Source organism: Aminobacter anthyllidis, from assembly GCF_018555685.1.
Taxonomy (GTDB): domain Bacteria; phylum Pseudomonadota; class Alphaproteobacteria; order Rhizobiales; family Rhizobiaceae; genus Aminobacter; species Aminobacter anthyllidis.
On sequence record NZ_JAFLWW010000008.1, the window covers coordinates 199,601 to 225,269 of the forward strand.

Consider the following 25,669-nt stretch of genomic DNA (forward strand, 5'->3'; position numbering starts at 1 on the left):
AGGATTGGAACGAAAATATCGCATCTTGTCGGCCGCGATCCCGGAGGAGAAAATTGGCATGACCAGCAAGCTCATTTTCGCGCTGAACCATATGGTGGCCCCCGGGCTGGAGCCGGCGGCGTTCTTCGCGCTGTGCCGCGAGCTCGGTATCAGCGACGTCGAGATCCGCAATGATCTCGCCGGCAATGCCATCCTCGACGGTACGCCCGCTGGGGTCATTCGCGACCTGGCCGCGGAAAATGGAACATCCATTACAAGCATCAACGCGCTGCAGCGTTTCAACGAGTGGAATGATACACGGCAAGCCGAAGCGATCGAGCTTGCCGACTATGCCCGCGACGTCGGCGCCACAGCTCTGGTGCTTGTACCGGTCAATGACGGGTCGGGGCAGGCGGACGGCGAACGCCAGCGCAACGTCAGGGAGTCGCTGACGGCACTGAAGACCATCCTCGGCGACCGCGGCGTGCGCGGCCTTGTCGAGCCGCTTGGTTTCGAGATCTGTTCATTGCGCTCCAAGCGCGAGGCAGCCGCGGCGATAGCCGATGTCGGCGGCCTCGACGTTTTCCGGCTTGTGCATGACACGTTCCACCATCATCTCGCCGGCGAACCCGACATTTTCCCCGGAATGACCGGTCTGGTGCACATTTCCGGCGTCGACGATCCCGCTGTCGGCGTGGCCGACATGCGCGACCCGCACCGAATCCTGGTCGATGCCGGCGACCGGCTCGACAATGTCGGGCAGATCCGGGCGCTGATTGCTGGCGGCTATTCCGGACTGCTGTCGTTCGAGCCGTTTTCGCCCGCCGTGCACCATCTCGCTGACCCGCAGGCGGCGTTGGCACAGAGCATCGAATTCATCCGCTCGCGGGTCTGATCGCGCTCCACAAACGCAGGAAAGCCAGAGGCCGGCCGCATCGGGCCGGCCTCTTTGCGTTTGTACGCAAGATTGATCGCGCTGGAATGGAATATCGCTTGACGTTCGGGCGGAATATGGAATAAACATTTCATATTATAAAAACACGGCCCGAACATTCTGAATTCAGGGTCGACACCATCGGGAGGCGGGCGGCACTTGTACATCGCAGAGGAGCGATGGTGGCGCCCGTGGATATGAGCCCTTCGGCGCAGCCGCGGGCTTCCGGCACTGTGGGGTGCAGCCGGGCACCATTCGTGGAGGAGAGTAATCATGAAGAAGTATTTGCTCGGCGCTGCCATTTCCGCGCTGATGGCCGGCTCTGCGTTTGCCGGCGACGTCGGCGTCAGCATGGCCAATTCGGACACCTTCCTGACTGTCCTGCGCAAGGGCATCGAGAAGTCCGCGGCCGATGCCAGCCAGCCTGTCGTCATCGAAATCGCTGACGACGACGTCAACAAGCAACTCAGCCAGGTCCAGAACTTCATCGCCGCCAAGGTCGATGCCATCATCGTCAATCCGGTCGATACCTCGGCCACCGGGCCGATGACCAAGCTCGCCAACGACGCCGGCATTCCGATCGTCTATGTCAATCGCGAGCCGATCGACGTCGGCGCGCTGGGTGCGAAGGGCGCCTTCGTCGGCTCGAACGAGGTCGATTCCGGCACGCTGGAAACCAAGGAAGTCTGCCGCATCCTGAAGGAAGCCGGCAAGACCGAGGCGGGCATCCTGATCATGGTCGGCGACCTCGCCAACCAGGCAGCCGTGATGCGCACAAAGGACATCCACGACGTGAACGCCGGCAGCGAATGCGGCGTCAAGCTGAACGTCATCGACGAGCAGACCGCCGGCTGGGATCCGGTCAAGGCACAGGACCTGATGACCAACTGGATCGCCGCCGGCCACAAGCCGGATGCCGTTATTTCCAACAACGACAACATGGCGATCGGCGCGATCAACGCCATGAAGGCGGCCGGTTGGGACATGAAGAGCGTGATCGTGGCCGGCGTTGACGCCACCCAGGAAGCGCTCGCCTACATGAAGGCCGGCGACCTTGACGTGACCGTGTTCCAGAACGCTGCGGCACAGGGCGGCGGTGCAGTCGAAACGGCGATGAAGCTCGCCAAGGGCGAAGCGGTGACGTCGCCTGTGTGGGTTCCGTTCGAGCTGGTGACCCCGGCGAATATGGACAAGTACACGACCAAGAACTGATATGATCTGACCAATGCGCCGTCGGCCAACGGCGGCGCATTTCCCCACAAGGACCACGCCCGCGCGAAAAGTCGGGCCGGCCTGGGAGGACCAATCATGCAAGACACTGGCACGATGGAAGCGGCGCCTGCGGGCGGTGCCGCGGTGGACGGCGGCTATCTTCTCGAGGTCGAAAACGTCCGCAAGGAGTTCCCGGGTGTCGTCGCCCTCGACAATGTCCAGCTTCGCCTCAAGCGTGGCAGCGTGCATGCCCTGATGGGCGAGAACGGTGCCGGCAAGTCGACGCTGATGAAGATCGTGGCCGGCATCTACACGCCCGATTCCGGCAGCTTCAAGCTGCGCGGCGAGGACATCAAGCTGCGCGGCCCGCTCGATGCGCTCGAACATGGCATCGCCATGATCCATCAGGAGCTCAACCTGATGGCACCGATGACAGTGGCGGAAAACATCTGGATCCGGCGCGAGCCGACAAGCCGGTTCGGCTTCATCGACCATGGCGAGATGCGGCGCAAGACGGTCGCGCTGTTCAAGCGGCTCAACATCGACATCGATCCCGACATCCAGGTTGGCACGCTGAGTGTCGCGAGCCGCCAGATGGTCGAGATCGCCAAGGCGGTGTCTTACGAATCCGACGTGCTGATCATGGACGAGCCGACTTCGGCGCTGACCGAGCGCGAGGTCGATCACCTGTTCACCATCATCCGCGCCCTGCGCGAACAGGGCAAAGGCATCATCTACATCACCCACAAGATGAACGAGCTGTTCGAGATCGCCGACGAGTGTTCAGTGTTCCGGGATGGCAAGTACATCGCCACCAAGGCGTCGACCGAGGTGACCCGCGACGACATCATCCACATGATGGTCGGCCGCGAGATCACCCAGATGTTCCCCAAGGAAGAGGTGCCGATCGGCGACGTCGTGCTGTCGGCCAAGGGGCTGACGCTCAAGGGCGTATTCACCGACGTTTCCTTCGACGTGCGTGCCGGCGAAATCCTCGGCATCGCCGGCCTTGTCGGCTCGGGCCGCTCGAACATCGCCGAGACGATCTTCGGCGTGACACCGGCTGATGGCGGCACGATCGAGCTGTTCGGCAAGACCGTGCGCATAGACAGTCCGGCGACCGCCATGAAGCACGGCATGGCCTTCCTGACCGAGGACCGCAAGGAAACCGGCTGTTTTCTCCTGCTCGACATCCAGGAAAACACCCAGATGGCGGTGCTGCAATCGGGCTACGTCAAGAACGGCTTCGTGCAACAGAAGCAGCTTGGAACGGATTCGGTCGAGATCAGCCAGGCACTCAGGGTGAAGACGCCCGACATGGCCGAGCCGATCATCAACCTGTCCGGCGGCAACCAGCAGAAGGTGCTGATCGCGCGCTGGCTTTTGACCAGGCCGAAAATCCTCATCCTGGACGAGCCGACGCGCGGCATCGACGTCGGCGCCAAGGCCGAAATCCATCGCCTGATCTCGAAGCTCGCGGGGCAGGGCGTGGGGGTCATCATGATCTCGTCCGAAATGCCCGAGGTTCTGGGCATGAGCGACCGCATCATGGTGGTGCACGAGGGCCGTGTCACCGGCTTCCTCGACCGTGCCGAAGCCAGCCAGGTCAAGATCATGGAACTCGCGTCGCACTGACGCCAATTAGCTCAAGGGTGGAAGAACCATGTCGACGAACGAGATTGCGGGTTCCGCAAACGTCATCGGAAGCAAGAAGCGCCTGCCGCCGGAGGTTTCCATCCTCGGCGTGCTGATCGGCATCGCCATCGTCTTCGAAATTCTCGGTTGGATATTCGTCGGCGACAGTTTCCTTGCCAACAAGCAGCGCCTGTCGATCATCATCCTGCAGGTGTCGGTGATCGGCATCATCGCGGTTGGCGTGACGCAGGTGATCATCACCGCCGGCGTCGACCTGTCCTCGGGCTCGGTCGTCGGCCTGGCCGCCATGGTGGCGGCAAGCCTGGCGCAGACATCCGCCAATCCGCGCGCCGTCTATCCCTCGCTGACCGACATGTCGCCGATATGGGCGATCCTGGCCGGCCTCGGCGTTGGCCTGCTCGCCGGCATGGTCAACGGCTCGCTGATCGCCCGAACCAAGATACCGCCGTTCATAGCCACGCTCGGCATGATGGTGTCGGCGCGCGGCCTGGCCAAATGGTACACGCTCGGCCAGCCGGTGGCGCTGCTCGACGAGAGCTTCACCTGGTTCGGCAAGAGCTTCAACATCATGGGCTTTCCGCTGCCGCTGCCGGTCATCGTCTTCCTGCTCGTCGCCGTCATTTTCCACATCGCACTCGGCTATACCCGTTACGGCAAATTCACCTATGCCATCGGTGCAAACCCGCAGGCGGCGCGCGTCTCGGGCATCAATATCGGCGGCCACCTGATCAAGGTCTATGCCATCGCCGGCCTGCTTTCGGGCCTGGCAGGGGTGATGACCGCCGCCCGCGCCGCCTCCGGCCAGCCGGGCATGGGCGTCGCCTACGAACTCGACGCCATTGCGGCGGCGGTCATCGGCGGCACCTCGCTGTCGGGCGGCGTCGGGCGCATCACCGGCACGGTCATCGGCACGATCATCCTCGGCGTGCTGACTTCGGGCTTCACCTTCCTCAAGGTTGGCGCCTACTATCAGGAAATCATCAAGGGCATCATCATCGTGGCGGCCGTGATCATCGACCAGCACCGCCAGAACAAGCGCAAGAAGGCTTGAAGAAAAACAGGGCCGCCCGGCATCCCGTCGGCGGGCGACCCCATCCCTACAGATCAAGATTGCAGGCCCGGACGGTGCGGGCCACGGAAATGAGGTTGTCATGACAGTTCGGTTTGGTGTCCTGGGCGCAGGCCGCATCGGCAAGGTCCACGCCAAGGCAGTGGCGTCCAATGCTTCGGCCAAGCTCGTTGCGGTAGCGGATGCGTTCGAAAAAGCGGCGAACGATCTGGCCGACGCCTATGGCTGCGATGTGCGTTCGATCGAGCAGATCGAGGAAGCATCCGACATCGATGCGGTGGTGATCTGCACGCCGACGGATACCCATGCCGACCTGATCGAGCGTTTCGTGCTCGCCGGCAAGGCGGTGTTCTGCGAAAAACCGATCGACCTCGATGCCAAGCGCGTCGAACAGTGCCTCGCCGTGGTCGAGAAGGCCGGCGGCACGCTGATGGTCGGCTTCAACAGGCGCTTCGATCCGCATTTCGCCGCCGTGCGCAAGGCGATCGACGACGGCGCCATCGGCAAGGTCGAGCAGGTAGTGATCACCTCGCGCGATCCAGGCCCGCCGCCGGCGGAGTACATCACGCGCTCGGGCGGCATCTTCCGCGACATGACGATCCATGATTTCGACATGGCGCGCTTCCTGCTCGGTGCCGAGCCGGTTGCGGTGACGGCGACCGCGTCGGTGCTTGTCGACAAGAAAATCGGCGAGCTTGGCGATTTCGACAGCGTCAGCGTCATCCTGGAGACGGCGAGCGGCCAGCAATGCGTGATCACCAATTCGCGCCGCGCCACCTATGGTTATGACCAGCGCATCGAGGTGCATGGTTCGGACGGCATGGTGGCGGCCGAAAACCAGCGCGCCGTGTCGATCGAGGTCGCCAACGGCAAGGGCTATACGCGCCCGCCGCTGCACGACTTCTTCATGACCCGCTACACCGAGGCCTATGCCGCCGAGATCGCCGCCTTCGTCGCCTCCGTGACCAAGGGCGCCAAGGTTTCGCCAAGCGGCCGCGACGGGCTGATCGCGCTGCAGCTTGCCGATGCCGCACTGAAATCTGCCAAGGAAGGCAAGACGGTCCGCCTCAAGGGCTGAGTGCACGGCAAAGCCGCCCCTCGGCCTCAGCAGGCGAGGGGTGGCGAAGCACAATCCGTCGAAGGAATGAACATTCCGATTGACTGATTTGTGGAATTGAAATTTCATTGTTTGGCCTGTTGCAATTCACGCGAGGCAGGCCGGCGCGGCGGAGCGACCGGGAGGAACACATGGTAGATCCCAATACCCAGCCCACACTGCTGCTCGACGTCATCACCATCGGCCGCGCCTCGGTCGATCTCTACGGCCAGCAGACCGGTTCGCGGCTCGAGGATGTCGCCTCCTTCGCCAAGTCGGTCGGCGGCTGCCCGGCCAACATCGCCATTGGCACGGCCCGGCTCGGCCTGCGTTCGGCGCTTTTGACACGCGTCGGCGACGAGCACATGGGCCGTTACATCCGCGAGCAGATGCTGCGCGAGGGCGTTTCCGACAAAGGGCTGGTGACGGACAAGGAGCGGCTGACCGCACTTGTCTTGCTGTCGGTCGAGAACGACCGCACCTTTCCGCTGATCTTCTACCGTGAGAACTGCGCCGACATGGCGCTTGTCGAAGACGACATCGACCCTGACTTCATCCGTTCGGCCAGGGCGATCGTCGTCACCGGCACGCATTTTTCGCGGCCCTCCACCGACGCCGCGCAACGCAAGGCGATGCGGCTGATCAAGGCGGCCGGCGGCAAGGTGGTGTTTGACATCGACTACCGCCCGAACCTGTGGGGGCTGGCCGGCCATGCGGCGGGCGAAAGCCGCTATATCGCGTCCGACGCCGTTTCCAACCACCTCAAGGGCGTGCTGGCCGATTGCGACCTGATCGTCGGCACCGAAGAAGAGGTTATGATCGCCTCTGGCGAAGGCGAGCTTCTGGACGCGCTGAAGACCATCCGGGCGCTGTCGAACGCGACAATCGTGCTCAAGCGCGGGCCGATGGGCTGCATCGTCTATGACGGGCCGATCTCAGACGACCTCGAAGCCGGCATCGTCGGCAAGGGTTTTCCGATAGAGGTCTACAACGTGCTGGGCGCGGGCGATGCCTTCATGTCGGGTTTCCTGCGCGGCTGGCTCGGCGGCGAAAGCCTCGCGACGTCGGCGACCTGGGCCAATGCCTGCGGCGCCTTCGCCGTGTCGCGGCTGCTGTGCTCGCCGGAGATTCCGACCTTCGAGGAGCTGCAATTCTTCCTCAAGAACGGCAGCAAGCTGCGCGCGCTGCGCAAGGACGAGGCGATCAACCACGTTCATTGGGCAACGACGCGGCGCAGCGAGATCCCCTCGATGATGGCGCTTGCCTGCGACCACCGCCTGCAGCTGGAAGACATTGCCGAGCGCGTTGGCGCCGACCCGGCGCGCATCCGCGACTTCAAGGTGCTGGCGGTCAAGGCCGCCGCCAAGGTTGCCGGCGGCCGCGACGGCTACGGCATGCTGATCGACGAGAAGCATGGCCGCGAGGCGATGTTCGAATTCGCGCGGCACCCCTTTGCCTGGATGGGGCGTCCGGTGGAACTGCCGGGTTCTCGGCCGCTGCGCTTTGAGTTCTCGCAGGACATGGGCTCGCAGCTTGTCGAATGGCCTGTCGATCACACCATCAAGTGCCTGTGCTTCTACCACCCTGACGATCCGGCCGAACTCAAGACCGAACAGCAGCAGAAGCTGCGCACTTTGTTCGAGGCGGCTCGGAAAGTCGGCCGCGAACTTCTGATCGAGATCATCGCCGGCAAGCACGGCAAGCTAGACGAAAACACCATTCCGCGTGCCCTGGAAGAGCTCTACGCGCTCGGCATCAAGCCCGACTGGTGGAAGCTCGAGCCGCAGGCGTCGGCTGCAGCATGGAAGAAGATCGAGGCGGTCATCACCGACAGCGACCCTTATTGCCGGGGCGTCGTGCTGCTCGGTCTCGAGGCGCCGCTGGTTGAACTGGAAGTGGCGTTCGCGGCGACCGCCGACGCATCCGTAGTCAAGGGCTTCGCCGTCGGACGCAGCATCTTCGCTCATGCGGCGGAAGAGTGGCTGGCCGGCCGGATGAACGACCAGGCGGCGGTCGACGATATGGCCCAGCGCTTCGAACAGCTGACCAAGGCATGGCTTGCGGCACGGGACCGTCGGGCGGCATAAATCGAAAGACAGCTGAAGCGAGGCCGGCATCCCGGATGCGCCGCTGCAGCGGGAGGAGAAGACGATGACCAACACCGTTCGCCTGACCATGGCGCAGGCGCTGACGCGCTACCTGACGCGGCAGATGACAGTTATCGACGGCAGGATGGTGCCGTTGTTTGGTGGCGTCTGGGCGATCTTCGGCCACGGCAATGTCGCCGGCATCGGCGAGGCGCTGTACCAGGTGCGCGAGGAGCTGCCGACCTATCGCGCCCATAACGAGCAGGCGATGGCGCATGCGGCGATTGCCTACGCCAAGACCAATTTCCGCCAGCGAATGATGGCGGCGACCAGTTCCATCGGCCCGGGCGCGGTCAACATGGTGACGGCGGCGGCACTTGCCCACGTCAATCGCCTGCCGGTGCTGCTGCTGCCCGGTGACGTGTTCGCCAACCGCGTGCCTGACCCGGTGCTGCAACAGGTCGAGGATTTCGGCGACGGCACGGTTTCAGTCAATGACTGTTTCCGCCCGGTGTCGCGCTATTTCGACCGCATCATGCGGCCCGAGCAGATCATCCCGGCGCTGGCACGCGCAATGCAGGTGCTGACCGATCCGGCTGAATGCGGGCCGGTGACGCTGTCGCTGTGCCAGGACGTGCAGGCCGAGGCCTATGACTATCCCGAGAGCTTCTTTGCCGAGCGCGTGTGGACGCCGCGCCGGCCGCGTCCGGACCGTGACGAACTCGCGACCGCGGCCGAGGTGCTGAAGTCGGCGAAGAAGCCGCTGATCGTCGCCGGCGGCGGTGTCCTCTATTCCGGCGCTTCGGCGGAACTCGACCGCTTCGTCGAGGCCACCGGCATCCCGGTCTGCGAGACGCAGGGCGGCAAGTCGGCGCTGACCGACGAACATGGGCTGAACATGGCGGCGGTCGGCGTGACCGGAACGGCCGCTGCCAACAGGCTCGCCGAGGAAGCGGATGTGGTGCTGGCGGTCGGCACGCGGCTGCAGGATTTCACCACGGGTTCGTGGTCGCTGTTCAAGAATTCGGGCAAGACCATCATCGGGCTTAATGTGCAGCCCTTCGACGCCGGCAAGCACCGTGCGCTGCCGCTGGTGGCCGACGCACGGGAAGGGCTCGTCGAGCTAGGTGCTGCGGTGGCCGGCTACAAGGCGCCAGCGTCCTGGACCGAGAACGCGAAGGCGGGCAAGGTCGAATGGCGCAAGGCTGCGGCCAAGGTGACGGCGGCGACCAACGTCGCGCTGCCGTCGGACGCGCAGGTGATCGGGGCGGTGCAGCGCACGCTGGGCAGCGAGGTCATCGTGCTGCATGCCGCCGGCGGCCTGCCGGGCGAAATGCACAAGCTGTGGCAGGCGGGCAGCCCGGGTTCCTACCATTCCGAATACGGCTTTTCCTGCATGGGCTACGAGATCGCCGGCGGGCTGGGTGCCAAGATGGCGCGGCCCGACAGGGAAGTCGTCATCATGATCGGCGACGGCTCCTATTTGATGCTGAATTCGGAGATCGCAACCTCTGTCATGCTTGGCCTGAAGCTCACCATCGTGCTGCTCGACAACCGCGGCTATGGCTGCATCAACCGGCTCCAGATGGCGACCGGCGGCGCCAACTTCAACAACCTGCTCCGCGACAGCCGCCACGAGGTGCTGCCTGACATCGACTTTGTGGCGCATGCGAAGAGCCTTGGCGCAAACGCCGAAAAGGCATCGTCTATCGCCGATTTCGAGGCAGCGCTCGGCCGGGCGCGGAAGAGCGACCGGACGACGGTGGTGCTGATCGACACCGACCCGCTGATCTCGACCGGCGAGGGTGGCCATTGGTGGGATGTGGCGGTGCCCGAGGTGAGCGTCCGTGCCGAAGTGAATGCCGCCCGCATGGGCTATGAGGAGAAGCTCAAGCTGCAGCGGGTTGGAGACTGAGGAGTTTGCCCTCCTCCTTGTGGGAGGGTCAGCGCGAAGCGACGGGGTGGGGGTGCCCGGCGTCGCGCTCTTTCATCATTATCCCCACCTGCGCCTGCGGCGCGACCTCCCCCCAAGGGGGAGGTAAGAATGGAGAACTGACGTGAAAGCCAAACTGGGCATGTCCCCCATCGCGTGGTGGAACGACGATCTTGCCGAACTGAGCGATGATGTGTCGCTGGAGGAATGCCTGCGCCAGTCGCGTTCGGCAGGCTTCACCGGCATGGAGCAGGGCCGCCGTTTCCCAAGCACGCCAGGCGAGATGCTGCCGATCCTGAAGAAGGCCGACGTCACGCTGTGCGGCGGCTGGTTCTCGGGCACGCTGGTCAATGAGGAGCTCGCAGCCAACAAAGACCGCATCCAGCCGATGATCGACCTGTTCAAGGCGGTCGATGCACCCTGCATCGTCTATGGCGAGGTCGGCCGTTCGATCCAGGGCGACCGTTCGAAGCCGCTTGCCGGCAAGGCAGTGCTCTCTGACGACGAGATGAAGACCTATGCCCGCAAGCTGACCGCGTTCGGCGAATGGTGCGCGGAACAAGGCATGCCGCTGTCGTATCATCACCATATGGCGGCGGTGGTGCAGTTCGAGCACGAGCTGGACGCTTTCATGAAGCATTCGGGCGAGGGCATCCCGCTGCTGCTCGACGCCGGCCACCTCGCCTTTGCCGGCGGCGACGTGCTGCGCGCCATCGACAAGCATCACAAGCGCATCAACCATGTGCATGTGAAGGACGTGCGCATGGACGTCATTGCCGCGCTTGACTGGACGAAGCAGTCGTTCCTCGATGCAGTTGCGCTCGGCGCCTTCACCGTGCCTGGCGACGGCTCGCTCGACTTCGGCAAGATCGTTCAGAAATTCGCCGACCATGGCTATGAGGGCTGGTTCGTTGTCGAGGCCGAGCAGGACCCCAGGAAGAACCCGCCGCTGAAGATGGCCGAGGTCGGCCATGCCGAGCTGATGCGGGTGATGACCGCCGCCGGCTACACGGTGGAGACGCAAGGTTTTCCCAATGCTTGAGCGTGGCGTTCTTGCCAGCTACGATCCGCGGATGTTGATCGGCGAGGCAGCGAGCATTTGATGCAGGATCAGAACCATCCGTTCCTGAAGCCGTTGTGGCGGCGCATTGCGCTGGTTGCGTTCTGCGCTGCCTGGTCGATCTTCGAGTTCGTCACCGGATCGGCTTTCTGGGGAACGCTCGCCGGCGGCATGGCGGCCGTCGGCGCCTACCAGTTCCTGATCGCCTACAAGCCTGACGCCGATGGCGAAGCCGGCAAGGAGTGAGACGATGTCCAGACTTCTGATCAAGCCCAAGCATGGCACCGGACGCGTCACCCATGTGACGCCCGAAAGCGCCGGCTGGACCTATGTCGGCTTCGACCTGCACAAGCTCGAACCGGGGGACACGTTCGGCGACTGGACGGCCGACCGCGAGACCTGCCTGGTGCTGGTCACGGGCAAGGCGCATGTCCGGGTCGGTGAAGACGATCTCGGCACGCTGGGCGAGCGCATGTCGCCTTTCGAAGGCAGGCCGTGGTCGGTCTACGTGCCGGCGGGCGGCGACTGGTCGGTACGCGCCGAAACCAATGTCGAGCTCGCCGTGTGCACAGCACCCGGGCTTGGCGGCAACCTGCCGGTGCGGGTGATCGGGCCGGATGACGTCAAGCAGGAGACACGCGGCAAGGGCACCAACACGCGCTACGTCACCAACATCCTGCCGGAAGGCGAGCCCGCGGATTCGCTGCTGGTGGTCGAGGTCATCACACCGGGCGGCCACACCTCGAGCTATCCGCCGCACAAGCACGACCAGGACAACCTTCCCGCTGAATCGCTGCTGGAGGAGACCTATTATCACCGGCTCAACCCGCCACAGGGTTTCGCCTTCCAGCGCGTCTATACCGAGTTCAACGATGCCGGCCATCGCGAGCTCGACGAGGCGATGGCGGTGGAGGACGGCGACGTGACGCTGGTGCCCAAGGGCTATCATCCGTGCGCGGCCTGCCACGGCTACGACCTCTATTATCTCAATGTCATGGCCGGGCCGAAGCGGACGTGGAAGTTCCACAACGCCAAAGAGCATGAGTGGCTGCTGAAGGCGTAAAGCCGGGCAGTTTCCGCATTCCAGAGCGAAGGAAGAAACGATGGCACGCAACAGGCCAACGGTCGCGGATTTGCGCGCGCTGAAAGGCAAACGGCAACTGTCGAAGCTCAGGGTGACGACGCTGGAGGAGGCGGAGGCCGCCGAGCGTGCCGGCATCGATCTTCTGTCGTTGACCTATGCGCTGATGCTCGATCCGCGTTTTCGTGACGCAGCACCGACCTGCTTTGCCGTGCCCGGCGACGAATACGGCATGATGGGGGCGACGAGTAGCGAGATCCTGCGGACGGCGGTCAAGCTCAGGGCTGCGAGCGCCGACGCCGTCTATTGCTCGGCGAGCCTCAAGACGATCCGCCGGCTGCGCGACGAGCATATCCCGGTCTGCGGCCATGTCGGGCTGATCCCAACGCATTCGACCTGGACCGGCGGCTTCAGGGCAGTTGGCAAGACCGCCGAGACGGCGGCGCTGGTGTGGAAGCAGGTCAAGGATCTCGAGGATGCCGGCGCGTTTGCGGCCGAGATCGAGGTGGTGCCGGCTGAGGTTGCGGCGGCGATCTCGAAGCGCACCTCGCTGGTGTTGATCTCGATGGGAGCGGGTGCTGGCTGCGACGCGCAATATCTGTTTGCCGAAGATGTGCTCGGGCTCAATCGCGGCCACACTCCGCGCCACGCCAAGGTCTATCGCAACCTGGCTGTGGAGTATGACCGCATCCAGCAGGAGCGGATTGCAGCGTTCAGGGAATATGCCGGCGACATCGCCAGCGGCGCGTATCCGGCGACCAGCCACATGGTCGGCATCGACGCCGGGGAGTTGCGCAGGTTCGAGGAATTTCTGAGCGGGCAGGCCTAGGCCTGCCCGCTCCGGAAGGCGGTTCGCATATCGGCGTCTAAAGCGCCGTACTCAGAACTCGCGTCACCGGCTTCCGATCCGGATTGAGCATGATGTAGCTCGGCCGAGTTTCCAGTTTCAGTCGCTTGAGCATGATCCTGGTCTTGGCCAGCAGCGTGTCGTCGCGCGATGCGGCCTTGAGCTTGTGCTCCAATGCTTCCAGTGTTTCGATGGCTTCTTCGCTGCGCTCCAGCGCGGCGAGGCTCTTGGCCAGCGAGAACTCGGCTCCGGCGAAATCGGGTGCGAGCGACAGCACCTTGCGGAACGCATCAGCGGCCTCGATGTGCCGGGACAGGGCCTGCAACTCCAATCCCACCCTGAGCCATGCCTTGGTCGATGTCGGCACCGTAGTCGCGAGCGTCTGGTAATGCGCCAGTGCCTCGCGGTGCTCGCCCTTGGCCGACAATAGCTGGCCGATGCCATAGAGCGTGCGGGAATGGGTGGCATCGCTGGCAAGGATCTGGCGGTATCCGTTCTCCGCTTTTGCCAGTTGCCCCTGCTGATGGAAGCGCGTGACCTCGGCAAAAATGGAGTTGAGCGAACGAGGATCGAGACGGTCGCCGGCATTGCGCCCGCTCTTGGTGTAGATCTGGGCGCAGTTGATCTTGCTCTCGGTCACGCCGAAGGCAAATTTGTAGGGCTCGTCGCCGCGCAGGAAATCATAGGTCGTGAGGCCGTTCTCGATAGCCAGCTTGATGCAGTGGCCATGCAGTATCAGGCCGGCGGGAATGGAGGTTACGGTCTCGTCCCGACCGGCCATGAAGAACAGCAACGCCTTCTTGACCGGGTCGACGAAGATGGCGAGGGCGCCCAGCGGTCGGTCGCCTTGCCACAGGACCGGCAGATACAGCGTGCCGTTCTTGAAACTGTCTCGCAGCACGCGGCGATTGTTGTGCAGGATGGCGGCCAGGCGATCGCCCTTGCGGGCGCCCCATTTCACCCGCCAGAGTTCAAGCAGCGTGTCGATGTCGCGCTCGTAGGTGTCTGCGTCGGCACGGGTGATGCGCAGTTCGCCCGCATCGACCTTGCGCAGGAAGCGCCGAAGCTTCTGCCTGGTGTTGGTGCTGAGTACATTGTCGAGATAGCCGTCGAAGGTGTCGGGCAGAGCGGCCGCGAAACAGCGGCAGTTGTCGACATTGTCAGCCGCATTGACGCGGCTGAACTCGCGCATCGCGAAGATGTCGCGCGAGAACTGGCCGATGAAGGCGAAGACGCGCTCGCGCGACATGCGCAGGTTTTCGAGATTGAGCCGCGCCCAGCCCATCTGGGCGACATGGCGGCCGAAGGCCCGCAGCGCCTTTTCGGCATGCTCCGGATCACAGATGGCGCCGGTGTAGTCGGCGGCATTGTTGCCGGCCATGCTGATCTCGTTGAAGAACAGGCCGGTCTTGCCGCTCATGCGGGTACGCATGCGCAACGGCATCAGCGCGACATAGGGTGATCCCGGATTGCCGAGGCGCGCGGCGAGCACGAACCAGGCGCCCTTGTAGACGCGCATGTAGGGCACCAGCCAGTTCCACGAGATGAAGAACTGTGCCTCCGGGTCGGCCTTGTACAGGCGCTCCCAGTCCTGCTGCAGCTTGGCCAGCACTTCAAGATCGGTAATGACGTCGACCTGCATCTCTGTCCCCCTCAACGACATGGCGTCCCCCTTCGCTCAACGCTCCATGAATGCGCGCGACATGCTGTCGGCGATCGGCTTGGTCAGATATCTGAAGAAGGTCCGCTCCTCGGTCTGGACCAGCACCTCGGCCGGCATGCCGGGCGTCGGCGTGAAGCCGTGGACGCGCGAAATCTGGTCCGCCGGCAGGCTGACGCGGGCGACATAGACTTCGCGTGCCACCGGACCCGACGTATCGGGAAGGGCGTCGGCGGAGACATAGATCACCTGGCCTTCGAGCACCGGTGTGGTGCGCCGGTTGAGGGCGGTAAGCTGCACCGTTGCCTTCTGGCCGACACGGACGCTGTCGATGTCGGTGCGGGAGATCAGCGCCTCGATCACCAGCGGCACGTCCGACGGCAGGATCTCGACGATCGGCTTGCCGCTTTCGATGACGCCGCCTGATGTGTGGTAATACATGCGCACGATGGTGCCGGCGACCGGTGCGTTGATTGTCACACGGCTGAGGATGCTCTTGGCCTGGCGAAGCTGCTCGCGGATGGTATCGAGGTCGCCCTCGAGGTTCTGCAATTGCTCGAGCGCGGCCTGCTTGTAGGCTTCCTCTGTCTGCTTGATCTGTTGGTCGAGCTTGATCACCTCGGCGCCGATTTCAGAGACCTGGGCGGCGAGTCGACCGATCTGCCCCTCGGCATCGGCCATGGCGCGCTGGATAGCCTTGATTTCGGTAGCCCGGAGCAGTCCCTTGTCGAGCAGCGACTTCTTGCCGGCATACTCTTCCTTCATCAAAGCCAGCTGCCGTTGCACCGCGTCATGCTGTTGCTGATAGCCGTCGGCGCGGTAGCGGTAGGCTGCTATGTTTTGTTGCAGCAGGCCGATCTCGCTCTGAAGCTTGCCGCGTGCGGCGGTGAAATTCAGCTGCTGACCGTCGACGATCGGCTTGATCTCCGGATCGTCGATGTTGTCGCTGACGTTGCTGGGGAAGGATATGCTGGGAGCGCCACTGATCTCGGCGTGCAACCGCGCGGCGATGGCATCGAGGCGGACCTGGCGCAGGAAGAGCTGACGCTCGCTGGCTTCTGCTGCCGTTTCATCGAGGCGGACGAGAGGCTGGTCGTAGGTGACGACGTCACCTTCGCTGACCAGCAATTCCTTGATGATGCCGCCTTCCAGATGCTGGACGACCTTGTTTTGGCCGGCGGCGGCGAATGAACCCTGCGCGATGATGGCCGCGGCGAGCGGAGCGGTGAGCGCCCAGGTGCCGAAACCGCCGAAGGTGACCAAGATCAGCAAGAGACCGATCTTGGTCTGCTTGGCGATCGAGCGCGGCACGTCGGCGTACCATTCGAGGTCATGGACCTTTACGATTGCCGTGTCGCTCATGACTTTGTCCCCTTACGGAATCTGGTGGCCGAACGAACCGCCCTCGATGCTCAACCCCCGCTGGGCAAGCGCCTGCAGCACGTCTTGCCGCTGACCGAACAGGGCGACCGTTCCGTTCACCAGGAGCAGAATCTTGTCGACGCTGTGCAGCAGTGCCGGCCGTTGCGTGATGGTGATGACGGTGATCTTGTTTTCCTTGGCGTGCTGAAGCGCGCGCGCGAGCGCCACGTCACCGGCCGCGTCGAGGTTGGAGTTCGGCTCGTCGAGCACGACCATTCGCGGATTGCCGAAGAACGCGCGCGCCAGTGCGATGCGCTGCTTCTGGCCGCCCGAAAGAGGCGCGCCGTCGGCGGCGACGAATGTCTCGTAGCCATGCGGCAAGGTGGAGATCATTTCGTGCACGTCGGCGAGCTGTGCCGCCTGGTAGATATCGGCGTCGCTGGCGTCGTCGCGCATGCGGGCGATGTTGGCCTTGATCGATGCGGGGAACAGTTGAACGTCTTGCGGCAGATAGCCGATGTTCTCGCCGAACTGGCGCTGATCCCAGTTGCGCAGGTCCATCAGGTCGAGGCGCACATTGCCTGACGTCGGCAGGATAGAACCGACCAGCATTTTGCCGAGCGTGGTCTTGCCGGCGCCCGAATTGCCGATGATGGCAAGGGAGTCGCCGGGGGCCAGCGCAAAGGTGATGCCGTTGAGCACGACCCGCTTGGTGCCCTGGGGCACGAACAGCAGGCGTTCGACGTCGAGCCGGCCTTCCGGACGCGGCAGGTTGAGCCGTTCGAAGTTGAGCGGCGAGCTTTGCAGCAGGCTGGCAATGCGGCCGTAGGCGGCACGCGACTGCACGACCTGGTTCCAGCCTTCGATGGCGCCCTCGATCGGGCCGAGCGCGCGGCCGGCGATGATCGACGCGGCGATGACCATGCCGCCGCTGAGATGGCCATCCAGTGCGAGATGCGCGCCCCAGCCGAGCATGGTGACCTGGGTGAGTAGCCGGACCGCCTTGGATATCGCGGCGAAGGCGATGTTGCGGTCCTGTGCGAGAACCTGCGCCCTGAGCGAGCCGGCAGTGTCCTTGCCCCAAATGCGGACAGCCTCGGGGATCATGGCGAGCGCGTTGATGATCTGCGAATTCCGCGACATCGAGTCGAGATGCAGGTTGGCCTTGCTCTGGTACGAATTGGCTTCGCTGAAGGAGGCAGCAGTCGATCGCTGGTTGACGATGGTGATCAGGAGCAACAGCAACGCCGATGTGACGACGATGAAGCCGAGATGCGGATGCACGAGAAACACGGCAAGAACGAACAACGGAGCGAGTGGGGCATCAAGCAGGGACAGCAAGGTGCCCGAGACGAGGAATGAACGCAGTTGCCCGAGGTCGCTGAGCGTCTGGTATTCACGGCCGTTGCTGTGGAGCGCGGCGCGCGCCGCGGCACTCAGGATCGGCGCGCCGAGCTGGGCGGCCACCTCGACGGCGGTACGCATCAGGATGAAGCGACGGATCGCGTCGAACATCGCCTGGAGGATCACGGCGCCGACGATCACGATCGTCAGCATGACCAGGGTGTCGACCGAGCGGCTGGTCAGCACGCGATCGGAGATCTGGAAGAGATAGAGCGGGATTGCGAGCACGAGAACGTTGCTGGCCAGCGTGAACAGCATGACGATCAGCAGGTTGCGCTTTACGACGCTGAGGCCGGTCTTCAGCGAGGCTGAGAAATCGACCGGGCCGAGGCGCTTGTGGAAGACGCCACCGCCGCCGCCACCGCCTCCGCCGCCACCACCGCCGCTGTCGATGTCGCCGCCGTTCGGGCCTTTGGCTTCAGGCAGTTTTTCCCTTGCCTTGATCGGCCCGTTGTCGGCGTCGATCACCTTGCCGACCGGCATCGACGTGTCCTTCATTTCAGGCTTTGCCGGCCCTTGCGGTTCGCTTACCCGCATGTCGGGGGCCGGGGAAGCTGATGCCGCCGGTTGTGGCGCCTCCTTGGGCGCTGGCCTAGCTTGAGGAGCCGCAGCCTGGGATTGGGGCGCGGCAGTGGGTTCCTCCGGAGCTGCACGCTGAGCCGGTTTGGGCGGCGTGCCGGGCGCTGTTTCGGCGGGGGCAGACGCTGGGGGGCGTTGAGCCGTGGCGCTCCGCTCCGGAGGTATGATCGAGGGCTCTGAAGGCCTCTGGGATGGCTGCTGCGCGTGCGCGGTCCTGGCGCTCGCCTGGGGAGCTTGCGGCGCAGGTGCCGGGGCCTCCGGCGGCTTGCGTTCTGCCGGGCTGGCCTGAGCCGCCGCCTTGTCGCCGGCAGCGTCGTGCAACTCGCCCACCACGTTTTCGATATACCGCTCCAGCCTGTCCAGCGCCTGCTCCTGAGGAGCTACGGCATTCGACAGGCGGGCCTGCTGCAAGGGCTTGGGCTCTGATGTCCGCGGACGTGCCGGCGAACTGTCCTGGTTGTCGCCTTCATCAGGCGCGTTATGAAAACCACTCCAGCCTTCACGGTCGTCAGTCATCTTGTGCCCCTCTAATTCGGCTCAGCCCAGCATGTGCTGCATGACGTCGGCCGATCCGGAATCGGCGGCTTGCGGTGTGATGTTGGTGCCTTGGGAAGCGTCGCCGGTGTCGTCGCCATTGCCGTCATCGAGGAAAGCTACCGCTTCGTTGACGAGCGTGTCCGGATCCTGCCCGCCCAAATCCGGCTCGCTCGACACGAGGTTGGCCTGGATCAGGATCTCGTCGGAGTAGCTGTCGCCGCCGACATAGATCTTTGACGCGCCGTCGACGTCGACGATGGTGGCGTCGTTGACCAACTGGTTGCCGCCGGTTGTGATCGTCCATTCCGCATCGGGATTGGCGACCATCTGGTTCATGGCAAGCGCCACCTGGTCGCTGTCGCCTACCACGGTGGTCTGCTTGATGTACTGCAGATTGTAGATGTCGCCGGAGATGTAGAGCACGCGCAGCACGCCGATGCCGGCGAATGCGGCGTCCTGCAGGATCGAGTTCGGCAACTCCTTGTTGCCGGCCGCGAGGTCGGCTGCTGCCGTGTCGTAGCCATCGGGCAGCGGCTCGCAGGTGCCCGCGCCGACATTGACGATGCTCGCCTGGTTCCACAGCAGGTTTTCGCCCGTCGAGGCGGAGCCTTCGCCCGTCGTCTCGAAGCCGTCGACGGCGCCGATCATATCGTTGTCGAGCAGCAGGTTGAGCTGGCAGATGATGCTGGCGTCGTAGACGTTGCCACCGACAATGATGAGGTCGTAGTAGCTGCCGAGCTCGTACAGGCTGAGGCCGTTGAAGGCGGTGTTGTCGCCGGTCGAAACGACGGACTGAACGCCCGACGAGGAAGCGATGACGACGTCATTGTCCATGACGAACGCGTATTGCTCGATCCAGTTCATCATGAGCAGGTCGCCCGAAATCTCGGTGACCACGTAGTAGGCAGGGAAACCTGCAGGTGGAGGCGCGGCCTCGCCGCCGGTGTCGGCGGAGGGGTCGATGTGCTTGAACATCGCTATGTTGAAGCTCTGGTTTTCACCACCCGGATCGAACGGCCAGCCGCCCACCGCCGCGCCGACGCTGTCGACATCGCAGGTGCCGTTGATCTGGACGATCGCGTTCAACGAGAAGTGGTCGCCCATGACGGCTATGACCTCGGCCGAGACCCACTCGTTGACCACGACGGCGTTGTTGATGACGGAGTTGCCGCCTGTGCTGATCTCGACGCGCGGGTTCACCGTGCCGTCGCCCCAGCCGTCCATGAAGTCGGCGGAATCAGGAGGTGTGTCCATGTCGAGCGGACCGTCCGGTCCAGCTACGTCCTCCTCGTCGTCCTGTTCCTTCAGGAAGTTGACGTAGTCCTCCATCTTGGGAACATCGGCCTCGTCGACCAGCTGGCCGTTGAGGTATGTGCCTTCGATGGTCTCGCTCTTCACGGTAAAGACGTCGGCGTGGCCGTGGTCGGCAGCATCGAATGCGTCGAACCGGTCCACGGCGGTGGTCACGAAAGTCGCCATCTCCTCGGTCGTGCCTGGAAGTGTCAGGTCGTCGATCGGCGACAAGTCGGCCGCTGCCTGTTGCAACTCGTCCAGCGCGCTGTTGTCCGGCGCTGCCGGAGTGAACTTCAAGCCGCTGCCGCCGAAGCCGACATAGTCGTCGTCGGAGAGCTGGATGTCCTGAATGATGATGGCGGCCAGATCGCCTGGCGGGTCGATATCAGGCAGGACGACGCCGCCCGACCCGACCGTCGTGCCATCGGGAAGACGGGTGAAATCGTGCAGGAATGGCCCGTCGGGGACCGGTACATCAGGAGGAGTGAAGGCAACCTTCGACCAGACGGTGACCTGCTCGATCTCGGGCCGCATCGCCAGATACGGCACATGCGGATCAAAATCCTTGAGGGTGTGAGAGGCGTCGACCTTGATGGCGACGGTTTGCGGGTCCGGAAGCTGCTCTTCGGCCTGTTGGGTCGCCTTGAACCCATCATAGGCCTGCTTCTGACGTGCTGCCTCGACATTCATATCGAAGAGCCCGACGAAGTGGGCTATCGCGTCAGAGACCTTGTCCAAGTAAACGGAATTCATCTGCCTAGCCTCCGCCCCTTTGTGAACGGAGCAGCAGCGCCTAGGCGCTGCCGCCGGTCACGTTTGAGGACTGCGCGGAAAACTCCGCGCAGTCCGTTTCGTTTGGCTGTTGGTCGCAAATCATTCGACCGGCGCCAGGCGATCAGGCGTTGTCGTCTTCGCCTGTCAGCGTCTCGGTGAAGTTGCCGCCGACAACGGTCATGTCGACCGTATTGCCTTGCAGGTTGGCACCCATCACGATCTGCTGGTTGAAAGCGCTGGTGTCGATGATGGCGTCGGCGCTGGCGAAGCTTTCACCAGTGACATAGCCGTCGTCGGAATTGCCCGAGCCCCAGTTGCCGCCCGCGCCACCTGCGCCACCGGCTCCACCAGTTGCTGCGCCGACCGTGCCGCCGCCGCCGCCGCCGCCGCTCCAGGCGGCGCCGCCAGTGGCGTTGCCGCCAGTGCCGTCAGCCCAGGCTCCGCTCAGTGCGTTGCCGCCGTCGCCGTCGCCATAAGCCCAGGCGCTGCCGCTCGTGCTTGCGCCGCCAGTTGCCGCGCCTGCGGTAGCCGAACCACCGGTCCCTGCGCCGCCGCCGCCGCCGCCGCCGCCGCTGCCTTCGCCGCTGCCGTCACCGTCGCCGTAGCCGACGCCTGCGCCGAGGCCGAAGCCGAGAGCATTGCCAGTATCGCCATTGGCATCGCCGGCGTTCGCCTTGGCGTCGCCGCTGTCGGCGTCGGCGTTGCCGGAATCCGCGTCGCCGCCGCTGCCGGTGTCGGACTTGGCATTGCCGCCGTCACCCTTGGCGTCGCCGCCTTCACCGAAGTTCAGGATCGGAAGGATCGGCACGAATGCGTCGATGCCGTCGCCGCCGTCACCCTTGGCGTCGCCGCCTTCGGTATCGCCATTGTCGCCACCGTTGCCAGCATCGGCCTTGCCGGAATCTGCATCGGCATCGCCGCTGTCGGCCTTGGCATTGCCGCCATCGCCCTTGGCATCGCCCGAGTCAGCTTCTCCTGCGCCGAGACCAAGTCCAGCTCCGAGACCGAGGCCGAGGCCGAGACCGAGACCGGTGCCGCCGTCGCCACCGCGACCGCCGTCGCCCTTGCCGCCGTCAGCGTCGGTGTCGGCGCTGCCGCCCTTGCTGTCGCCGCCTTCAGCCTTGGTGTCGCCCTTGGCGTCGCCACCCAAGGCTGCGCTGAGCGCCAGGCCACCTTCGCCCTTACCGCCATCGGCTTCGCCGCCCTTGGCATCGCCGGAGTCGCCGCCATCGGCTTCGCCAGCCTTGGCGTCGCCGCCGCCGCCGCCGCCGCCATCGGCATTGATGCCTTCTTCAGCGGATGCATGGCCGCCCTTGGCGTCGAACTCTTGCTTGAAGTCGCCGTCGTTCTTGACGGTAGCTTCTTCAAGCTTGTCGTTGTCGACCATGTCGGCGGTCTGGGTGATGACGAATGCGTTGCTGTTGGCGCCCATCGCGCCGGTCAAGACGTCCTTGAAGCTGATGTCGTCGCCCGGATTGTAGTTGACGTCGCCGTCCTTGCTGAAGAGCACGTCGCCCTTAACGTTGCCGTCGATGTCGGCGAAATCATTGTCTTCCTTGTAGTCGCCGAGACGGCCGTCGAGCTCGACATCAACGTCGACGTCTACCTCGACCTTGGTCTCGTTCTTGTTCTCGTTGGTGTTCTCGTTCTTGGATTCGTTCTTGTTCTCGTTGTCGTTGTTGTTCTCGGACTCGTTCTTGTTTTCGTTCTCGTTCTTGGATTCGTTCTCGTTTTCGTTCTTGGATTCGTTCTCGTTCTTATTCTCGGACTCGTTTTCGTTCTTGTTCTCGTTGTCGGACTCGTTTTCGTTCTTGTTTTCGTTTTCGTTCTTGTTTTCGTTCTCGCTGTCGCCGCCCAAATCAATGTCGTTGCCGACGAATTGCAGGCCAAACGCGTTGAGATTGTTGCTGTTACGATCAGATGACATCGTATTGTCCTCGGTTGGGACCGCAGTCACTTGACCGTTCTCATCTTTCACACGGTCTTGGGTTCACGCGGTCGGTTGAGTTTTCGATGGAGAAACGATGGGTCGCCTGGCTGAGGGGACTGATAGCCGGGTACCCTGAACTCAGTTCTGGATGGCTGAAGACCTCCCCGTTGTTGGCGGGGTGGGGGGCTCGGATTCTCACAATGTCGTGAACGCGAGGCCGCTACAGATGGCCAAAATTGCGACTGATTGCTGAATCTCAAGCACCCACGCCCATGTTGCTTGAACCAACAAAGTTTGTGGCCGTGACCCGGAAATTGTAAGCTGACAGTTCGCGCTAGGCTGTTTGGGTCAGCATGCCAAGAAGTCGCGGCGCTGATCTAGCTATTGCAGCCGATGATCGGTCAGAAATATTGACCTCTTGCCACAAATCTACAATTGCGAGTCATTTTCAGGAGAATTGCCCAAGTTCCGGCTGCTTGCATCGGGCAAAAGGCGATGCCGATGATCGTATGGTTGGGCTAGCCGAAATAGGCCGAAGGGCTAGCTCGCTTGAGCGTCGAATTGTCCGGAAGGGCTATGCCGGGGCATTCGCTAGCTCATCTTGCATATACCGAACCGTTAACAAGCGGTATATGGTATCTAAACAATGGTCCCCAATGGCGGCAACTGGGGGAAAAAAGACGCGCATTTGTGAACATTGGGTGGGTGAACTCATGTACCGAGTGGCAATTCCCAGCGCACGCCGCGCTAACGGAGCGGATGGCTCCGCTCAGAAAACCTGCAAGACGTTGCTGATCGTTGCTCCGGCCGACTTCGTGTCGGAGAGCCTTATCTTTGCGATCGAACGCGAATTCCACTGGATCACCGTCGATCAGGTGCCGACGCTCGCTGATGCCTGCGTGGGCTTCGATGCTCCTGTGTCGCTGATCCTGGTGGAGGCCAAGCAGCTGCCCCAGGTCGCGGCCCAATCCGAACGGCTGGCGCTTCTGCATCCGTCGGCGCAGATCATGCTGATCCAGGAAGACGGGCGGCAGGAGGTTTCGATCCGCGACGTGGTCACGGCGCGCAATGTGCGCGGCGTTCTGCCGATGAATCTCAAGCTCGACGTATGGCTGTCAGTTGTCCGCCTGGTCTTGCGCGGCGGCGAGTATTTTCCGTTGTCACTGTTCGAGCCGATCATCGAAAGGCGGCGCGCCGGCGCTACCGGGCCTGCCGTCAGTTTCGACGCGCCATCGAAGGCACAAGTCCCACAGGACAATGAGGTGGACGACTTCGACGAACTCACGGAGCGCGAATTGCAGATTCTGGCCATGGTCGCCCGCGGCCTGCAGAACAAGCTGATCGCCGCAGCACTCGGCCTTTCCGAGCACACGGTGAAGATCCATCTGCACAACATCATCACCAAGCTCGGCGCCCACAACCGCACCGAGGCCGCCGCAGTCTATCACAAGCGGCGGGAAAGCGGCGAACGACGCGTTGGCGATGTCGCCGTGCTTCATGCGCAGCAAACGTTGTCATGAGAGCAAGATGCCGCGTTTCCAGGACGTGCTGCTTACCGTTGGCCAGCTCAACTACACCTGGACCAACACCGAGAGCCTGCTCATCTACCTGATCGCCGGTCTTGCCAAGGTCGACAAGGAAACGGCGATCATCATCTTCCTGACGTTGAACACGACGCGCGCGCGCCTCGACCTCGTCGAGCGGCTCGCCAAGATGGCGAAGACACCGCAGGCCTGCCGGGACGCCGTGCTTTCGGTTGCCGATCAGCTGACGCACCAGGGCAAGCTGCGAAACAAATACAGCCATTGCATCTATTCGTTCGACGAGACCGGCACGCGCGCAAGCACCCAGCTGATGCGTATCTTCGACAGCAAGGACAGCGTTCGCTACGGCAAGAACGAGGAACTCGACGACAACGAGATGCATCGCATCTCGGCCTCGATCGAGGCGATCAGGGACATCAACCGGCAGATATGGAAGATCGTCGAGGACAATTCGTTTCCGCACTGAGCGGACCGAGTAACCTCAGGCACCGATACGCGTCCACCTGCCGCTTTCCGACTGCGACTGCCGCGCAAAGTAGCGGTAGGGTGTGCTCTTCCAGTTCCTGATGGCGCCAGTACGGTTGTCCAGGATGAGATCTCCGCTGTCGGTGCGCACCGTCAGCACCGTGTGTCCGGTGCCGCCATAGGTGGCGACGGTCAACAGCAGTGTAGAGGCCGGCCAGCCAAGCTTGCGCAACTCGTTCTTCTTGAGAATGGCGATGTCTTCGCAATCGCCCACCGATGTCGGCAGCCGCCAGTCGTCGTCACGTCCTGTTGTGGCGATGTCTTCGCGCTGCTGGATGCGCTGGTTGACGGAGGCATTGACCCTCTTGAGGTCGCGCATGCGCGCTTCGGTCAGCGCCATTACCTTGGTCTTGCCGGCGGTGCTGCATAGTCCCGGTTGTCTAGCGCAAAAGGTGTTTGCCGCCGGCGGGGCAAAGGCATAGCCGACGGTACTCATGCTTGATCCTGAGGTGGCAGACTGGCTGCAGCCAGCCGAAAGCAAGGCGATCGCAACGAGCGCCGCGAACTTCTGCATGTGCTGTTCCCCCTCTCAATGGGTACTAGCAGACAGCATATTAGAGCTAGATAAATCAACCCATGCGGGCGGGCTTTGCACCGATTTCAAAAGGGCGTATGCTTAACAAAGTGTTTCCGATGATCGGAACACGTGATCATAGCGCCAGTTTGGGGACGGGCGCATTTTTTCCCTCAGGAGGAAGAAATGACTACGTACCCAACCTGCGTGCGCAGGATTCACACGATTCTGCTGGTTTCCTCGGCTCTTGCGGCAGTCAGCTTTGTTTTCCCCGCTTCAGCTCAGAGCAACGTGCGGCCACGCATGGCGGCCGCGCAATGCCAGCCACTCTCCCAAAGCAACTATGAAATGTGCTGCATCGCGCTCAATCGCAGCAGCATCATGTCGGCTGACGAATTGGCACAATGCCCACCACTGACCACGTCGCTGATCGCGGCCGTCTTGGCCGGCAGCGAAAATGACGGCGATGACGGCGGCACCGGAAGCGACGGTGACGGCGACGGCGATGGTGACGGTGATGGTGACGGCGATGGCGACGGTGACGGCGACGGCGATGGCGACGGCGACGGTGATGGCGACGGCGATGGCGACGG

Annotated in this window: 19 protein-coding genes and 1 pseudogene; 14 read left to right on the forward strand and 6 right to left on the reverse strand. The window is 63.3% G+C overall.

Translation table 11 applies throughout. The annotated features are described in order from the left end of the window. Positions 1–58 precede the first annotated feature (58 nt). From J1C56_RS24940 to J1C56_RS24990, 11 genes are all read left to right on the forward strand, one after another. The gene (locus J1C56_RS24940; RefSeq protein ID WP_214392698.1) at positions 59–874 is read left to right on the forward strand and encodes a TIM barrel protein; all 816 of its coding nucleotides are present in this window, start codon (positions 59–61) and stop codon (positions 872–874) included. 312 nt (positions 875–1,186) lie between these two features. Next, positions 1,187–2,125, forward strand: a complete 939-nt coding sequence (locus J1C56_RS24945) for a substrate-binding domain-containing protein (protein ID WP_214392699.1) — start codon at positions 1,187–1,189, stop codon at positions 2,123–2,125. A gap of 96 nt (positions 2,126–2,221) precedes the next feature. Beyond that, positions 2,222–3,760, forward strand: coding sequence for a sugar ABC transporter ATP-binding protein (locus J1C56_RS24950; RefSeq protein ID WP_214392700.1), 1,539 nt, complete (start codon positions 2,222–2,224; stop codon positions 3,758–3,760). A 28-nt stretch (positions 3,761–3,788) separates the two neighbouring features. Beyond that, positions 3,789–4,832, forward strand: coding sequence for an ABC transporter permease (locus tag J1C56_RS24955; RefSeq protein ID WP_214392701.1), 1,044 nt, complete (start codon positions 3,789–3,791; stop codon positions 4,830–4,832). Between the two features lie 100 nt (positions 4,833–4,932). Continuing rightward, positions 4,933–5,928: an inositol 2-dehydrogenase gene (iolG, locus tag J1C56_RS24960; RefSeq protein WP_214392702.1), complete on the forward strand. Its 996-nt coding sequence runs from the start codon at positions 4,933–4,935 to the stop codon at positions 5,926–5,928. 170 nt (positions 5,929–6,098) lie between these two features. Next, positions 6,099–8,033 (forward strand): bifunctional 5-dehydro-2-deoxygluconokinase/5-dehydro-2-deoxyphosphogluconate aldolase, encoded by a 1,935-nt coding sequence (locus tag J1C56_RS24965; RefSeq protein ID WP_214392703.1) that lies wholly within the window; start codon positions 6,099–6,101, stop codon positions 8,031–8,033. A gap of 64 nt (positions 8,034–8,097) precedes the next feature. Beyond that, on the forward strand, positions 8,098–9,948 hold the full coding sequence (iolD, locus tag J1C56_RS24970; protein ID WP_214392704.1) for a 3D-(3,5/4)-trihydroxycyclohexane-1,2-dione acylhydrolase (decyclizing): 1,851 nt from the start codon (positions 8,098–8,100) through the stop codon (positions 9,946–9,948). A gap of 142 nt (positions 9,949–10,090) precedes the next feature. Continuing rightward, entirely contained in the window at positions 10,091–11,008 is a 918-nt protein-coding gene (iolE, locus tag J1C56_RS24975; protein ID WP_214392705.1) for a myo-inosose-2 dehydratase, read from the forward strand. Positions 11,009–11,068: 60 nt separating this feature from the next. Beyond that, on the forward strand, positions 11,069–11,272 hold the full coding sequence (locus tag J1C56_RS24980) for a DUF3329 domain-containing protein (RefSeq protein WP_214392706.1): 204 nt from the start codon (positions 11,069–11,071) through the stop codon (positions 11,270–11,272). A gap of 4 nt (positions 11,273–11,276) precedes the next feature. Next, the gene (gene iolB, locus J1C56_RS24985; RefSeq protein WP_214392707.1) at positions 11,277–12,089 is read left to right on the forward strand and encodes a 5-deoxy-glucuronate isomerase; all 813 of its coding nucleotides are present in this window, start codon (positions 11,277–11,279) and stop codon (positions 12,087–12,089) included. A 40-nt stretch (positions 12,090–12,129) separates the two neighbouring features. Next, positions 12,130–12,936 (forward strand): 3-methyl-2-oxobutanoate hydroxymethyltransferase, encoded by an 807-nt coding sequence (locus tag J1C56_RS24990; RefSeq protein WP_214392708.1) that lies wholly within the window; start codon positions 12,130–12,132, stop codon positions 12,934–12,936. A 37-nt stretch (positions 12,937–12,973) separates the two neighbouring features. Here J1C56_RS24990 and J1C56_RS24995 read toward each other — a convergent pair whose 3' ends face one another. From J1C56_RS24995 to J1C56_RS25015, 5 genes are all read right to left on the reverse strand, one after another. Further along, a complete protein-coding gene (locus tag J1C56_RS24995) occupies positions 12,974–14,617 on the reverse strand; it encodes a GNAT family N-acetyltransferase (protein ID WP_246591907.1) in 1,644 nt (547 codons plus the stop codon). A 15-nt stretch (positions 14,618–14,632) separates the two neighbouring features. After that, positions 14,633–15,976, reverse strand: coding sequence for an HlyD family type I secretion periplasmic adaptor subunit (locus tag J1C56_RS25000; protein ID WP_214392709.1), 1,344 nt, complete (start codon positions 15,974–15,976; stop codon positions 14,633–14,635). Positions 15,977–15,988: 12 nt separating this feature from the next. Then, positions 15,989–17,878: a type I secretion system permease/ATPase gene (locus J1C56_RS25005; protein ID WP_420797431.1), complete on the reverse strand. Its 1,890-nt coding sequence runs from the start codon at positions 17,876–17,878 to the stop codon at positions 15,989–15,991. A 618-nt stretch (positions 17,879–18,496) separates the two neighbouring features. Beyond that, on the reverse strand, positions 18,497–20,542 hold the full coding sequence (locus J1C56_RS25010) for a type I secretion protein (protein WP_214392711.1): 2,046 nt from the start codon (positions 20,540–20,542) through the stop codon (positions 18,497–18,499). Positions 20,543–20,684: 142 nt separating this feature from the next. Further along, entirely contained in the window at positions 20,685–22,490 is a 1,806-nt protein-coding gene (locus J1C56_RS25015) for a hypothetical protein (protein ID WP_214392712.1), read from the reverse strand. Positions 22,491–23,149: 659 nt separating this feature from the next. Between J1C56_RS25015 and J1C56_RS25020 the strand changes: the two genes are divergently transcribed. Next, positions 23,150–24,013: a helix-turn-helix transcriptional regulator gene (locus J1C56_RS25020; RefSeq protein WP_246591909.1), complete on the forward strand. Its 864-nt coding sequence runs from the start codon at positions 23,150–23,152 to the stop codon at positions 24,011–24,013. Between the two features lie 7 nt (positions 24,014–24,020). Continuing rightward, entirely contained in the window at positions 24,021–24,503 is a 483-nt protein-coding gene (locus tag J1C56_RS25025; protein ID WP_214392713.1) for a hypothetical protein, read from the forward strand. A gap of 15 nt (positions 24,504–24,518) precedes the next feature. Here the strand turns inward: J1C56_RS25025 and J1C56_RS25030 are convergent, their stop codons facing one another. Then, positions 24,519–25,076: a transglutaminase-like cysteine peptidase gene (locus J1C56_RS25030; protein WP_214392714.1), complete on the reverse strand. Its 558-nt coding sequence runs from the start codon at positions 25,074–25,076 to the stop codon at positions 24,519–24,521. A gap of 186 nt (positions 25,077–25,262) precedes the next feature. Here J1C56_RS25030 and J1C56_RS25035 point away from each other — a divergent pair. Continuing rightward, positions 25,263–25,669, forward strand: a pseudogene (locus J1C56_RS25035) (hypothetical protein); the annotation flags it as partial.

What these genes read in the sequence shown, in the direction of transcription:
- J1C56_RS24980 (WP_214392706.1), top strand. Translation starts at nt 11,069, where the DNA reads ATGCAGGATCAGAACCATCCGTTCCTGAAGCCGTTGTGGCGGCGCATT.
- J1C56_RS25010 (WP_214392711.1), bottom strand. Translation starts at nt 20,542, where the DNA reads ATGAATTCCGTTTACTTGGACAAGGTCTCTGACGCGATAGCCCACTTC.
- J1C56_RS24995 (WP_246591907.1), bottom strand. Translation starts at nt 14,617, where the DNA reads ATGTCGTTGAGGGGGACAGAGATGCAGGTCGACGTCATTACCGATCTT.
- J1C56_RS24950 (WP_214392700.1), top strand. Translation starts at nt 2,222, where the DNA reads ATGCAAGACACTGGCACGATGGAAGCGGCGCCTGCGGGCGGTGCCGCG.
- iolB (WP_214392707.1), top strand. Translation starts at nt 11,277, where the DNA reads ATGTCCAGACTTCTGATCAAGCCCAAGCATGGCACCGGACGCGTCACC.
- J1C56_RS25005 (WP_420797431.1), bottom strand. Translation starts at nt 17,878, where the DNA reads ATGAAGGACACGTCGATGCCGGTCGGCAAGGTGATCGACGCCGACAAC.
- J1C56_RS24940 (WP_214392698.1), top strand. Translation starts at nt 59, where the DNA reads ATGACCAGCAAGCTCATTTTCGCGCTGAACCATATGGTGGCCCCCGGG.
- J1C56_RS25030 (WP_214392714.1), bottom strand. Translation starts at nt 25,076, where the DNA reads ATGCAGAAGTTCGCGGCGCTCGTTGCGATCGCCTTGCTTTCGGCTGGC.
- J1C56_RS25020 (WP_246591909.1), top strand. Translation starts at nt 23,150, where the DNA reads ATGGCGGCAACTGGGGGAAAAAAGACGCGCATTTGTGAACATTGGGTG.
- J1C56_RS24945 (WP_214392699.1), top strand. Translation starts at nt 1,187, where the DNA reads ATGAAGAAGTATTTGCTCGGCGCTGCCATTTCCGCGCTGATGGCCGGC.
- J1C56_RS25025 (WP_214392713.1), top strand. Translation starts at nt 24,021, where the DNA reads ATGCCGCGTTTCCAGGACGTGCTGCTTACCGTTGGCCAGCTCAACTAC.
- J1C56_RS24955 (WP_214392701.1), top strand. Translation starts at nt 3,789, where the DNA reads ATGTCGACGAACGAGATTGCGGGTTCCGCAAACGTCATCGGAAGCAAG.
- J1C56_RS24990 (WP_214392708.1), top strand. Translation starts at nt 12,130, where the DNA reads ATGGCACGCAACAGGCCAACGGTCGCGGATTTGCGCGCGCTGAAAGGC.
- J1C56_RS25000 (WP_214392709.1), bottom strand. Translation starts at nt 15,976, where the DNA reads ATGAGCGACACGGCAATCGTAAAGGTCCATGACCTCGAATGGTACGCC.
- J1C56_RS24965 (WP_214392703.1), top strand. Translation starts at nt 6,099, where the DNA reads ATGGTAGATCCCAATACCCAGCCCACACTGCTGCTCGACGTCATCACC.
- iolD (WP_214392704.1), top strand. Translation starts at nt 8,098, where the DNA reads ATGACCAACACCGTTCGCCTGACCATGGCGCAGGCGCTGACGCGCTAC.
- J1C56_RS25015 (WP_214392712.1), bottom strand. Translation starts at nt 22,490, where the DNA reads ATGTCATCTGATCGTAACAGCAACAATCTCAACGCGTTTGGCCTGCAA.
- iolG (WP_214392702.1), top strand. Translation starts at nt 4,933, where the DNA reads ATGACAGTTCGGTTTGGTGTCCTGGGCGCAGGCCGCATCGGCAAGGTC.